This window comes from Flavobacterium cryophilum, assembly GCF_048286555.1.
Taxonomy (GTDB): Bacteria; Bacteroidota; Bacteroidia; order Flavobacteriales; family Flavobacteriaceae; genus Flavobacterium.
The window spans coordinates 1,121,237-1,134,104 of sequence record NZ_JBLVPZ010000001.1 but is presented as its reverse complement, the minus strand read 5'-3'; the positions used below and the strand labels follow the sequence as shown (position 1 = coordinate 1,134,104).

Here is a 12,868-nt window from a genome sequence, read left to right as displayed (position 1 = left end):
ACTATTTTAGCTCAACAACAGCTCCAGCTTCTTCTAAAGATTTTTTAAGACCTTCAGCCTCATCTTTAGAAACACCTTCTTTAACATTACTTGGAGCGCTATCAACTACATCTTTAGCTTCTTTCAAACCTAAACCTGTAAGTTCTTTTACCATTTTCACAACAGCTAATTTAGAAGGACCTGCTTCTTTTAATACTACTGTAAATTCAGTTTGAACTTCTTCAGCAGCAGCTTCTCCACCACCTGAAACTACTACAGCTGCAGCAGCTGGTTCGATTCCGTATTCATCTTTTAATATTGTTGCTAATTCGTTAACTTCTTTTACCGTCAGGTTAACTAATTGTTCTGCGAATTGTTTCAAATCTGCCATTTTTTCTATCGTTTTAAAATGATTTGTAAAAATATAATTTATTTATTGTGCGCTTTTTAATATAAAACTTTGACTATAAAGTCCGTTTTATTATGCTTCCACTTCTTCGGTAACTTCTTCGCTTTTTGCAAATTGGTTTTGAAGAGCAGAAATAACTCTCTGTGCTGGTGACTGCAATAATCCAATAAGTTCGCCGATAAGCTCTTCTTTAGATTTAATAGTTGCTAATGCATCTAATTGATCGTCCCCAATATAAACTTCAGCATTTATATAAGCTCCCTTTAAAATAGGTTTAGCTGATTTTTTTCTGAAATCCTTGATTATCTTACCAGGAGCGTTTGCTATGTCAGCAATGAATATAGCACTATTACCTGTTAAAACTGAAGGCAATTCTCCATAATCATTAGCCGATGCTTCCATTGCTTTTGCAAGCAAAGTGTTTTTTACCACTTCTAATTTAATACCTGCTTTAAAGCAAGCTCTTCTCAAGTTTGAAGTTGCTTCTGCATTCATTCCAGAAATATCAGATACATAAACAATGTTTGTACCAGCTAACTGTGCAGTTAAAACTTCAATCGCGATTGATTTTTCTTCTCTAGTCATACTAAAAATTTTTAACCACCAATTATACTGCTTTTGGGTCCAAAGCAATTGCAGGACTCATAGTGCTAGTTAGGTAAATACTTTTAATGTAAGTTCCTTTAGCCGCAGTTGGTTTAAGTTTGATTAATGTTTGAATAATTTCGTGAGCATTGTCAACAATTTGTTCCGTTCCGAAAGAAACTTTACCAATTCCTGCATGCACTATACCAGTTTTATCAACTTTAAAGTCAATTTTACCAGCTTTTACCTCTTGAACAGCTTTTGCAACATCCATAGTTACAGTACCTGTTTTAGGGTTAGGCATTAAACCTCTAGGTCCTAAAATACGACCTAATGGACCTAATTTACCCATAACAGAAGGCATTGTGATAATTACATCAACATCTGTCCAACCGTCTTTAATTTTTTGCAAGTAATCGTCAAGACCCACATAGTCTGCACCAGCCGCTAAAGCTTCCGCTTCTTTATCTGGAGTAACTAATGCTAATACTTTAACATCTTTACCAGTTCCATGAGGTAATGTTACCACACCTCTTACCATTTGATTCGCTTTTCTTGGATCTACACCCAATCGAACTGCGATATCAACAGACTCATCAAATTTTGCAGAAGCAATTACTTTTATTAATGCAGCTGCATCTTTTAAAGAGTATAATTTGTTCTTTTCAATTTTTGAAGCAGCCTCTTTTTGCTTTTTTGTCAATTTTGCCATGTCTTTCTCTTAATTAAAAAGGAGAATCTCCTGATACAGTTATACCCATAGATCTAGCTGTTCCAGCGATCATGCTCATAGCAGATTCGATTGTGAATGCATTTAAATCTACCATTTTATCTTCAGCTATTGCTTTGATAACATCCCAAGTAACGCTAGCTACTTTTTTACGATTTGGTTCACCAGATCCTGACTTTAGCTTTGCAGCTTCCAATAACTGGACTGCCGCTGGAGGAGTTTTTACAACAAAATCAAATGATTTGTCTTTATACACAGTAATTTGCACTGGGCATATTTTGCCGGGTTTATCTTGAGTTCTAGCATTAAATTGCTTACAGAATTCCATGATGTTTACCCCAGCAGCTCCTAAAGCAGGTCCAACCGGTGGCGACGGGTTCGCAGCACCTCCCTTAACTTGTAGTTTAACTACCTTACTAATTTCTTTAGCCATTTTTTAAAAAATTTAACACTACAATCATTGGAAGCGATTGTAATGGATATTATAGATGTAACAAAAAATTATACTTTTTCAACTTGCATAAAACTAAGCTCTAATGGTGTTTTTCTTCCGAAAATCTTAACCATCACCTCTAGTTTACGCTTTTCTTCATTGATTTTTTCAACAGTTCCGTTAAAACCATTAAAAGGTCCATCAACAACCTTGATAGTCTCACCAATGTTAAAAGGAATAGAACGAGTATCTGTACTTACAGCCAACTCATCTACTTTACCTAACATTCTGTTTACTTCAGAAATTCTCAATGGTACAGGCTCTCCACCTTTTATTTCGCCTAAAAAACCAATAACACTCGTTATAGATTTGATAATATGCGGTATCTCTCCGATAAGATTGGCTTCAATCATAACATAACCAGGAAAATAAACTTTGTCTTTGATTATTTTTTTTCCCTCTTTTACGGTAACTACTTTTTCAGTAGGCACTAAAACTTGCGAAACATAATCTCCCATTCCTAGTCGTGCAATTTCGGTTTCAATATAAGCTTTCACTTTATTTTCTTGCCCGCTTACCGCCCTAACAACATACCACTTCTTAATATTATTATCTGCCATAACAAAAAAATTATGCTTTTATCCAGTTAAAAAATCCAGCCAAAGCTTTTGCGAAAATTTCATCTACTCCCCAAGTTGCCAAAGCGAATAATACTGAAAAAACAGCAACAACAATCGTTAGACGTTGTACCTCAGGCCAAGCTGGCCAAGTCACATTTGACCTTAATTCCTCAAATGCTTCTGATATGTAATTAACAACTTTTGTCATTATGATTTATTTTTTGCACGGGCGGAGGGATTCGAACCCCCATCAACGGTTTTGGAGACCGCTATTCTACCCTTGAACTACGCCCGTAGAATAAAAAAATAGTGTCATCGCTGAACGACACTATTTTTTAAATTTATTTTTAGTAGATTATCCTACAATTTCAGTTACTTGACCCGCACCTACTGTTCTACCACCTTCACGGATAGCAAAACGTAAACCAACGCTCATAGCGATTGGGCTTAACAAAGCAACGTTAATAGTTAAGTTGTCTCCTGGCATTACCATCTCTACACCTTCTGGCAAAGTAATAACTCCTGTTACGTCAGTTGTACGAACGTAGAACTGTGGACGGTAGTTATTATGGAATGGCGTATGACGACCACCTTCTTCTTTTTTCAAGATATACACCTCTGCTTTGAAAGTAGCATGTGGTTTAACTGAACCTGGCTTAATGATAACCATTCCTCTTTTGATAGATTCTTTATCAACACCACGCAATAATAAACCAACGTTATCTCCTGCTTCACCTCTATCAAGGATTTTACGGAACATCTCAACTCCTGTAATAGTAGAAGTCAATTTTTCAGCTCCCATTCCAATGATTTCAACAGCATCTCCTGTATTAGCAATACCAGTTTCGATACGACCTGTAGCAACAGTTCCACGACCAGTAATTGTAAATACATCTTCAACTGGCATCAAAAATGGTTTTGCTGTATCACGAACAGGCTCTTCAATCCATGAATCACAAGCAGCCATTAATTCAATGATTTTTGGTACCCAAGCTGGATCATTATTCAATCCTCCAAGAGCTGACCCTTGAATAACTGGACAATTATCTCCATCATATTCATAGAAAGACAATAAGTCTCTAATTTCCATTTCTACAAGTTCCAATAATTCCTCATCATCAACCATATCCACTTTATTCATGAATACGACCATTCTAGGAATACCTACTTGACGACCTAAAAGGATGTGCTCACGTGTTTGTGGCATTGGTCCATCTGTAGCAGCTACAACAAGGATAGCACCGTCCATTTGAGCAGCACCAGTAACCATGTTTTTTACGTAATCCGCGTGACCTGGACAGTCAACGTGTGCGTAGTGACGATTCGCAGTTTCGTACTCAACGTGAGATGTATTAATTGTAATACCTCTTTCTTTTTCTTCAGGAGCATTATCAATTTGATCAAATGATTTTGCTTGACAGTAACCCGCATCAGATAACACTTTTGTGATTGCTGCTGTTAATGTCGTTTTTCCGTGATCCACGTGCCCAATTGTACCAATGTTTAAGTGGGGCTTGTTACGGTTAAAGGTTTCCTTTGCCATTTTACTTAATTTTTAATCTTAGTTATATATTAATTTCTATTTCCTACTTACTTGAGCCAACTACGGGAATTGAACCCGTGACCTCTTCCTTACCAAGGAAGCACTCTACCCCTGAGCTAAGTCGGCAGAGAATTAATTTTAAATGTTGAATTTTAAATTCGCTTAAACTTATAATTTAATATTTAAAACATTCATCGTGGGGAGAGCAGGATTCGAACCTGCGAAGTTCACACAGCAGATTTACAGTCTGCCCTCGTTGGCCGCTTGAGTATCTCCCCTACTTCCTTTATCGTCAAACCTTCACGGTCTTGAGCCGGCGGAGGGACTCGAACCCACGACCTGCTGATTACAAATCAGCTGCTCTAGCCAACTGAGCTACGCTGGCGAATCAATAAAAAAAGTCCGCTATTTCTAACGGACTGCAAATGTATAGATTTTATCTCTCAAACAAAACATTTTTTTAAAAAAATTCATATTAAATGTGCGAACTTATTTTTTCTTTCCGTTTAACTAACATTCTTTGCAAAGATTCTGCCGAAAGTTCAACTGCCTCTTCAAAAGTTTTACATTGCTTTTTTACCAAAAAATCATCTCCAGGAACATTAATCTTTAACTCTGCAATTTTATTTTCTTTATCACTTGTCTTTTCAACTTTCAAAAAAACATCTGCTGATACAACTTTGTCATAATACTTTTCCAACTTGTCCATTCTTTCTTGAACAAAATCTACTAGCTTTTTGTCAACAGTAAAGTTAACTGCATGAACACATACCTTCATAATCAATTTTTTTAATAGTTAAACATTTTTCAAAATCACTTCCGGCCTCGTGGATGCGCCTCTTTATACACACTTTTCAATTCTGCTAAACTATTGTGCGTATACACTTGGGTTGATGCCAAACTTGAATGTCCTAATAATTCCTTAACTGAATTTAAATCCGCTCCATTGTTTAACAAATGCGTTGCAAAACTATGCCTCAATATATGAGGACTCTTTTTTACTTTTTCCGAGACAGTACTAAAGTAAGAATTTATTAATCGATACACAAAAGAATCATTTAATTTTAACCCTTTTTTTGTGAGAAATAAATATTCACAATCCATAACCGAATCCAGGCACAATCGCTCATTTAAATACAACGAGAATTGCGCTAAAATTATTGGCAAAACAGGAAGTATTCTTTCCTTGTTTCTTTTACCAAGCACCTTAATGGTAGTACCAGACAAATTAACATCGCCTAACTTCAAATGAATCAATTCAGTCCTTCGTATTCCCGTGGTATAAAACAAGTCGATGATAAGCTTGTTACGTATTTCTTCAAAACCCACTGGATTTTGCATGTGATCTAGCACATTTAAAACTTCTTTTTCCGAAAATGGGATTTGGAGCGTTTTGGTAGTTTTTAACGCTCTGTGCTTTAACAACGGACTCACTTCTATTTGCTTAATTTTTAATAGAAATTTGTAAAATGCTTTTAAAGAAGCTATTTTTCTATTGACAGATACGTTCGAAATGGCATCGTCTACAAGAGCAACTATCCAAGATCGGATTTGGCCGTAATTTGCATGCTCAATGCTTTCTTGATTAAATTGATTTTTATTGAATGATTCGAAGAAACTAATATCATTCAGATAAGCATTTACAGTATGTGGCGAATATTTCTTCTCCAATAGCAGGTAATCCCGAAATGCATTTTTGTTATTCATAAAAAAAACCGTTAGCATCAAATTTATAAAATTTAGATGACTAACGGTACTTTATTTAATAGATATTGATTAACTCTCTAAGTTATCTCTCATATTTTGGATATAAGCCGCTTTTTGAATTTTGATTCTATTTGTTACTGAAGGCTTAATAAAAGCAGTACGTGCTCTTAGTTGACGAACAGTTCCTGTTTTATCAAATTTTCTTTTGTAACGTTTTAACGCTCTATCAATATTTTCTCCGTCTTTAATTGGTATAATTAACATAATATAGACACCCCCTTTCTTTAAGTGTGCAAAAGTAAACAATATTTTGAATTTTGAGTTACGAATTGCAAATTTATTTCGAGTGTGCTTGTAAAACATCAATTCCATATCATAATACCATTTTCATTTGATGTCATTCTATTTACAGCAATCTTTTCCATAGCGATGTACCAGTACAGGATTTCTACCACTATCTTTGATACAAAAAAAAGAGTCAAAAAATAAATTGACTCTTTTTTCACTTTATGAAAATCCACTTTGTTAAACCTAAAGCATCACGTTAAGAAAAACTGATGCGCTCTGGACATAATCGTATCAAGGCCAACCTACTTTACTGCTGGCTCATAATTTTTATTATCAATGATCATTTTTCCTAAAATCTCTTTAAGAATTTCTGAAGTTCCTCCGCCTATTGGTCCTAGACGACTGTCTCTAAACAAACGAGCCAGTGGATACTCCTCCATATAACCATAACCACCTAACATTTGCAAACAGCTATAAATAGCCTCATCTGCAACTTTTGTCGACTTCAGTTTAGCCATAGTCGCCTCTTTTACAACATATTCTCCTTTGTTTAAACGAGCGACTGCCGCATAATTAAACACCTTACAATGTTCTACCTCTGTTGCATGCTCAACAAGCGTATGTCTCAATGCCTGATACTTACTGATTTTTTTTCCGAAAGTTTCTCTATGCGACATGTAATCTATCGCATAATCTATCGCATATTCTCCTCTAGCATGTGCGTTGATCGCCATGATTAAACGCTCCAAAGAAAAATGCTGCATGATATAAGGAAATCCCTTTCCCTCTTCACCCATTAAGTTTTCTACTGGAATCTCTACGTTATCAAAGGCGATTTCAGCTGTATCGGATGCTCTCCAACCTAATTTATCCAGCTTGACAGCTGATATACCTTTTAAACCAGTATCCATTAAAAAGATGCTAATCCCTTTATTACCCAGTTCAGGATTAGTTTTTGCTGCAACAATATAATAGTCTGCATACACACCGTTTGTAATAAATGTTTTAGAACCATTAATAATATATTTATCTCCTTTTTTCACGGCATTAGTGCGCATCCCCGCAACATCACTACCCGCAGAAGGCTCTGAAATACATAAAGCGCCTATTTTCTTTCCAGCAATACTTGGCGCTAAGTAGTCTTGCTTTATTCTTTCGTCACCCTCTACATTCAAATGGGTCATCGCTAAATATGCATGAGCCCACATTGCAGCAGCAAAACCGGACGACTTAATTTTTTGTAATTCTTCCAGAAAAATAACAGTATAAAATAAATCTAGATCTAGACCGCCATAAGCCTCTGGATACGCAAGACCAAAGTACCCCATCTCGCCAAATTTCTCCCAAATAAAACGATCTATCGTACCTGTTTTTTCCCACTTTTCAACATGAGGAACAACTTCTTTCTTCAAAAAATCTTTTAAACTTTCTCTAAATGCTTGGTGTTCTTCCGTAAAATAAATTGAATTCATATATTATATATTTTTTTAACAAATAGTATTAATTGAAACCATAATGATGCAGTGATGTTTCAGTTTTCGTTTTTTTAACGGTCAAAACAGTAGTAAATAAAAAAGTAACGCATCTATTTTAAAATGTATTACGATAACTATCCACAGCTGTAGGCTTGATACTTCTAATGAAAGTCCAAATATAAGCCAATTATTTTTGCTTTATCAACAGGAAATCCCTTAATTTTTGTTAAATCCTCAATATCCTTAATATTTCCGTACATACTCCTGTACGTTACTATTTCCTTAGCCAGCGTGTATCTGAAATAATGAAACTGTGAAAGCTCCTTCAACGAAGCGTTATTGATCTCTATTTTTTTAAATCGTGGTACTTCCGAAACTTTAAAATGCGTTATTAAATTTTCAACCACTTCGGGAGATAATCCCCAAATATCCTTCATTTGATCCATAGAAACAAATCCACCTAAACTTTCTTTTTGTTTTAAAATTCGCAAAGAAATCGACTCACCTATTCCGTAGATTTTAATCAAATCCTCCTTAGTCGCCAGATTTATATCGATTAAAACAATTTTTTCTTTTTTGGCGAAAGCCTCATATGGCCGCTTTTTAAATTCTTTAAATTCTTTCTTATTATTTACCCAATCTGGAAATTTAAAATACGGACTTATCATATTCAACAATGAATCCGAAATTTTGGTTACATTTTGAAACTCTTTAGCTGAATTAACGTATTTATTATTTTTTCTAAAAACCAACAAGCGATCAATCTCCTCTACTGACATTCCTAATTTGTATCCTTTATAATCCGTTATGAAATTAGGATTAAAAAGATAAATTTTAGGCAACTTTCTGCTATCCTCTATTTTCATGGAATCAACTTTAGATTGCAGGGAAAGCCATTTTTGCTTATCCGGATATTCTTTGGTTTCAAAACTAAAGTCTGCAAAAAGATAAATCATTTGCAAAAGAATTATGATTGCGAATAACACGAAAATACCCGTGCGTTGCTCTCGCGTGAAATTGAAGAAAGTTTGGACTGTTTTAAAATTCATTTAAAATATCAGGATTAGTATCGTACATAAAGTTTCCTAAATTTATAAATTAAATCCTGACCTAGTACTTTCTGACAAAAAATAGTTGAAAGAAATAAACTTATTTCAAAATAAAGTAAAACTTCGCGCCGCTACAATTAAAAAAAGTTTTTTCTTAGGCTAAACTCCAAATAAAGATAGTGAAATTACTTTTTTGCAACTTAAAATTCAATTATTGTTTTTATTTTTTATAAAAAACAATACATTTGGGGCTTAATAACAAACAAAACCATATAACCCATGTCAATTTGGAAAACTAAACCCCTTTCGGTATTGCTAAATGAAGCATCAGAATCTGAAAAAGGATTAAAAAGAACTTTGTCTGCACGTTCATTAGTAGCACTTGGAGTTGGAGCAATTATTGGAGCAGGATTATTTTCTTTAACAGGAATCGCAGCCGCAGATAATGCAGGCCCTGCAGTAACTCTATCCTTCATCTTAGCAGGCGTAGGTTGTGCCTTTGCTGGATTGTGCTACGCTGAATTTGCATCTATGATCCCAGTAGCAGGAAGCGCTTACACATACTCTTATGCCACAATGGGAGAATTTGTTGCGTGGATTATTGGATGGGATTTAGTTCTTGAATATGCTCTTGGAGCCGCAACCGTAGCAGTGAGCTGGTCTCAATACGTAGATAAATTCCTCGGCAATTATGGACTCCATATTCCCCAAGAGATCCTCCATGGGCCATGGGATGAGAAACCAGGATTCATTAATTTACCCGCCATATTAATTATTTTTGCCCTCTCTCTACTATTAATTAGAGGTACAAAAGAATCTGCTTTATTAAATAATATTTTGGTTATCCTAAAAGTAACTGTTGTTATTGTATTCATTGGTATAGGATGGGGTTTTATGGATGGAGCGAATCATACTCCATTTATTCCTGTAAATGAAGGTGAAGCCCTTTTGAGCTCAGGAAAAATGACATTTTTAAATTTCTTTAGTAGCGATTACTTTGGTCATTATGGTTGGAGTGGTATTCTAAGGGGTGCAGGAGTTGTGTTTTTTGCATTTATAGGATTTGACGCTGTTTCTACAGCTGCACAAGAGGCAAAAGATCCACAAAAAGGTATGCCAATTGGTATATTAGGATCGCTGATAATTTGTACCGTTTTATATGTTCTGTTTGCTTTTGTTTTAACTGGTTTAGAAAACTACCTTAACTTTAAAGGTGACGCAAGCCCTGTAACTACAGCGTTTGCTAAGACAGGTTACACGTTTTTAAACTCAGCATTAACAATTGCGATTATTGCAGGATATACCTCTGTAATGTTAGTGATGTTGATGGGGCAAAGTAGGGTTTTCTACAGTATGAGTATTGATGGATTATTACCTAAATTTTTCAGTACATTACATGCAACAAATAGAACACCATACAAAACAAACCTCCTTTTCATGGTTTTTGTTAGTATATTTGCTGGATTTGTTCCTGTGTCAGACCTAGGTCATATGGTAAGTATAGGAACATTATTTGCGTTTGCTCTTGTATGTATTGGAGTTGTTGTAATGAGAAAAACTAATCCCGATGCAGTAAGAGGTTTTAGAGTACCATTTGTACCAGTATTTCCTATTCTAGGAGTTATCATCTGTCTAATCTTGATGGCTGGCTTACCAATTGAAAGTTGGGAAAGACTTGCAATTTGGATGATTATTGGAGTTGTTATATATTTCGCCTACGGAAAGAAAAAAAGTAAGTTAAACAATCCTGACAAATAAATTTTTAGCATAAATAAAAAAGGGATTATAGCGTATTGAAGTACGCTATAATCCCTTTTTTTATTTACATTAATTTACAAATCAAAGACAGAAGTCCGTTTTGCCCGAATTAAATCCTTCAAACGCATCCAAAAAGCTAACGTGAGATATACCGCAAACCATAATCCAACGGTAACAAAAGACAAATAGATAAAAAAAAGTCGCACACTACTGGCACGCATTCCCAAAGTATCAGCTAAACGCGACGAAACATGGAAACCGTGTTTCTCAAAAAAAAACTTAAGTTTTATAATTGCTGACATTTTATGAATTATTAGTTATATACAAAATTACAAATTATCCAATTGACGGCGTTGCTAAACCACTAATTGTTTTTTCAACAATTCTATTCCAACACTACACTCTAAACATTTACTTTTGTTACAATATTCATTCTTGAGTTGGAGTAATGACTGCGTCTCAAAAGCACTTTTTGAAACAATCCCGAAAGAATTAAACTTATCAATAATAGCATTTTTTTCTGGTGCAACTTCATTTAACAAACGTATTAAATCCTCCGAAATTTCTTTTCCGTGGCTTTTTGCAAAAGCAAATTGAATGGGAATAATAGTATTTATAACAATCAAATCAATGAAAGATTTAGATAGCGGTTTCTTTTTTTTCGGACTTTCTTTATCAAACTGATAATGGTTTTGCCAATATTCCGAAGCCGTAATTTGGAACAACTCGTAAGTGCTTTTTAATGAATTTAAGCTACTTATTTTTGAAAATAAATTCTGATGACAATAGTACAAATTAGCTAATTGCGAGAGTCGTACTGTTGGGAAATTATCAGGACGATGCTTAAAAAACTGAACTGGTTCTAAACAAGTTTTCTCCATTTGATACTTATGCAACAAGTAGAAATACCTGAATTTTAAATCCTTGAAGTAGTTATCTTCTTTTTCAGAATCCAATAATCCTGCAGCACCAAAAATCAATGCTTCCAAATTTTCCGCTACAAAACATTCTTTTCTAATTATTGAAAAAGGAATAGACCGCGCCATTTTATAAAAGAGCTCACCATTTGTATTTAAACCAAAATTTTTAGCTAACAAACAAAACAAAACTCCTTCCCAATCTTGATTGGTTTTCTCCAATAAATCAAATATGGGTTGAGATTTTCTTTCCAAACGTTCAAAAAACAAACGCTCTTGCCAGTTTTGCAAAGTAAACGCATCTAGATCTTTTAGTTGTTTTTCGCAAAAAATCCATGATTTTGGGGCCATCAAAGACTGATAGTTTTCTACAGTCGCTTTATCAACGTATTTTTTTAATTCTAAAACTGGAATTTCAGAATTGTCACTTCTAAAAACTGCTCCGTCATGTTCCCAAACTACATGCAAAATTACGTTTTCATATCCCGCATCTTGCTCGTGATGGTGCACATACCAATCAGAAGATTTTAAATGAATTTCTACATTTCCAGCCCATTTTTGAATACCAATGACTATCTGAGCATTAAAAAAATCAGGACCAGCTAATTCAAGATATTGACCCACAGTAACAATTGTGACATTCTCGTTGTTAACCGTTTTTAAATTTAGAATGTCAAACTTCTTAAACTTCCAGAGGTAATGGAGAAAATCTTCTTTCATTTTTTTTCAGATAATAGAGATACACTTGGAGATAACAGCCATCTAAAATAAGGAAAAAAAACTAAAATGAAAGAAATTTATCTCAACATATATAATTTGGCACAGGCTCGAGCATCGGATAATGCTTCGTGATGATTTAAAGCTATGTGCATTTCTCGGCAACAATCACTTAACTTAGTTGGCTTTAATCCTTTGGCTTTATATATTTTTACCGTGCATTCCCAACGTGATGCAATATTCAAATCAGCATAATCTAAACCATAAAGCGCCATTGACTTTGCCAAAACATTTCTGTCAAAGCTTTCGTTATGAGCCACGACTACTCTGTTTTTAAGGCGTTTTTGTATTTCAGGATACACTTGTGCGAATGATTTTGCATTCACCGTATCTCGCGGATATATCCCATGAACTTGAATTGTAAAGGGAGAATATAAATTATTTGGCGGTTTAATTAAACTAACAAACTCATCTACAATTATTCCGTTTTCTACGGTAACAATTCCTACTGAACACGGATGGAATGCCGTTGCTGTTTCAAAATCTATGGCAGTGAAGTTCATATTATAAGTGTGTTATAAATCTAAAAAGCCACAAATTTAACGAAATAAAGTCGTCAAATTCATGGCTGTTATAATTTTAATATTTTGGATAATAA

16 protein-coding genes and 4 tRNA genes are annotated in these 12,868 nt (G+C 34.6%); 1 reads left to right on the top strand and 19 read right to left on the bottom strand.

What is annotated here, in order from left to right:
* Position 1: 1 nt before the first annotated feature.
* The 16 genes from rplL to ACNQGJ_RS05150 all read right to left on the bottom strand — a co-directional run bounded on the left by rplL (position 2) and on the right by ACNQGJ_RS05150 (position 8,725).
* Positions 2-370 carry a 50S ribosomal protein L7/L12 gene (gene rplL, locus ACNQGJ_RS05225; RefSeq protein ID WP_143389578.1) on the bottom strand — a complete coding sequence of 123 codons (369 nt, stop codon included), beginning with the start codon at positions 368-370 and terminating at the stop codon, positions 2-4.
* 90 nt (positions 371-460) lie between these two features.
* Positions 461-973 (bottom strand): 50S ribosomal protein L10, encoded by a 513-nt coding sequence (rplJ, locus tag ACNQGJ_RS05220; RefSeq protein ID WP_417969407.1) that lies wholly within the window; start codon positions 971-973, stop codon positions 461-463.
* 22 nt (positions 974-995) lie between these two features.
* Positions 996-1,685 carry a 50S ribosomal protein L1 gene (gene rplA, locus ACNQGJ_RS05215; RefSeq protein ID WP_417960970.1) on the bottom strand — a complete coding sequence of 230 codons (690 nt, stop codon included), beginning with the start codon at positions 1,683-1,685 and terminating at the stop codon, positions 996-998.
* 13 nt (positions 1,686-1,698) lie between these two features.
* Positions 1,699-2,136, bottom strand: a complete 438-nt coding sequence (gene rplK / locus ACNQGJ_RS05210; protein ID WP_035639405.1) for a 50S ribosomal protein L11 — start codon at positions 2,134-2,136, stop codon at positions 1,699-1,701.
* 68 nt (positions 2,137-2,204) lie between these two features.
* Complete coding sequence (gene nusG / locus ACNQGJ_RS05205; protein WP_417969409.1) at positions 2,205-2,756, bottom strand: transcription termination/antitermination protein NusG; 552 nt, start codon at positions 2,754-2,756, stop codon at positions 2,205-2,207.
* A 10-nt stretch (positions 2,757-2,766) separates the two neighbouring features.
* Complete coding sequence (secE, locus tag ACNQGJ_RS05200) at positions 2,767-2,964, bottom strand: preprotein translocase subunit SecE (RefSeq protein WP_131908565.1); 198 nt, start codon at positions 2,962-2,964, stop codon at positions 2,767-2,769.
* Between the two features lie 16 nt (positions 2,965-2,980).
* Positions 2,981-3,051 (bottom strand) — tRNA-Trp (locus tag ACNQGJ_RS05195).
* A 60-nt stretch (positions 3,052-3,111) separates the two neighbouring features.
* Complete coding sequence (gene tuf, locus ACNQGJ_RS05190) at positions 3,112-4,299, bottom strand: elongation factor Tu (RefSeq protein ID WP_417969412.1); 1,188 nt, start codon at positions 4,297-4,299, stop codon at positions 3,112-3,114.
* A gap of 54 nt (positions 4,300-4,353) precedes the next feature.
* Positions 4,354-4,425: transfer RNA gene (locus ACNQGJ_RS05185), tRNA-Thr, on the bottom strand.
* 71 nt (positions 4,426-4,496) lie between these two features.
* Positions 4,497-4,577, bottom strand: a tRNA-Tyr gene (locus ACNQGJ_RS05180).
* 33 nt (positions 4,578-4,610) lie between these two features.
* A tRNA-Thr gene (locus ACNQGJ_RS05175) sits at positions 4,611-4,684 on the bottom strand.
* A gap of 90 nt (positions 4,685-4,774) precedes the next feature.
* On the bottom strand, positions 4,775-5,077 hold the full coding sequence (hpf, locus tag ACNQGJ_RS05170) for a ribosome hibernation-promoting factor, HPF/YfiA family (RefSeq protein WP_417969414.1): 303 nt from the start codon (positions 5,075-5,077) through the stop codon (positions 4,775-4,777).
* Positions 5,078-5,112: 35 nt separating this feature from the next.
* Positions 5,113-6,006: a tyrosine-type recombinase/integrase gene (locus ACNQGJ_RS05165; RefSeq protein ID WP_417969416.1), complete on the bottom strand. Its 894-nt coding sequence runs from the start codon at positions 6,004-6,006 to the stop codon at positions 5,113-5,115.
* A 69-nt stretch (positions 6,007-6,075) separates the two neighbouring features.
* Positions 6,076-6,270 carry a 30S ribosomal protein S21 gene (gene rpsU, locus ACNQGJ_RS05160; protein ID WP_035670421.1) on the bottom strand — a complete coding sequence of 65 codons (195 nt, stop codon included), beginning with the start codon at positions 6,268-6,270 and terminating at the stop codon, positions 6,076-6,078.
* 326 nt (positions 6,271-6,596) lie between these two features.
* The gene (locus tag ACNQGJ_RS05155; RefSeq protein WP_417969418.1) at positions 6,597-7,766 is read right to left on the bottom strand and encodes an acyl-CoA dehydrogenase family protein; all 1,170 of its coding nucleotides are present in this window, start codon (positions 7,764-7,766) and stop codon (positions 6,597-6,599) included.
* A gap of 164 nt (positions 7,767-7,930) precedes the next feature.
* Complete coding sequence (locus ACNQGJ_RS05150; RefSeq protein ID WP_417969420.1) at positions 7,931-8,725, bottom strand: ComEA family DNA-binding protein; 795 nt, start codon at positions 8,723-8,725, stop codon at positions 7,931-7,933.
* 372 nt (positions 8,726-9,097) lie between these two features.
* Here ACNQGJ_RS05150 and ACNQGJ_RS05145 point away from each other — a divergent pair, with 372 nt between their 5' ends.
* The gene (locus tag ACNQGJ_RS05145) at positions 9,098-10,576 is read left to right on the top strand and encodes an amino acid permease (RefSeq protein WP_417969421.1); all 1,479 of its coding nucleotides are present in this window, start codon (positions 9,098-9,100) and stop codon (positions 10,574-10,576) included.
* Between the two features lie 74 nt (positions 10,577-10,650).
* Here the strand turns inward: ACNQGJ_RS05145 and ACNQGJ_RS05140 are convergent, their stop codons facing one another.
* The 3 genes from ACNQGJ_RS05140 to ACNQGJ_RS05130 form a co-directional block, all read right to left on the bottom strand.
* Positions 10,651-10,878, bottom strand: a complete 228-nt coding sequence (locus ACNQGJ_RS05140) for a PspC domain-containing protein (protein WP_417969423.1) — start codon at positions 10,876-10,878, stop codon at positions 10,651-10,653.
* Positions 10,879-10,932: 54 nt separating this feature from the next.
* Complete coding sequence (locus ACNQGJ_RS05135; protein WP_417969425.1) at positions 10,933-12,213, bottom strand: DUF2851 family protein; 1,281 nt, start codon at positions 12,211-12,213, stop codon at positions 10,933-10,935.
* 77 nt (positions 12,214-12,290) lie between these two features.
* Positions 12,291-12,773: a 3'-5' exonuclease gene (locus ACNQGJ_RS05130; protein ID WP_417969427.1), complete on the bottom strand. Its 483-nt coding sequence runs from the start codon at positions 12,771-12,773 to the stop codon at positions 12,291-12,293.
* Positions 12,774-12,868: the final 95 nt, after the last annotated feature.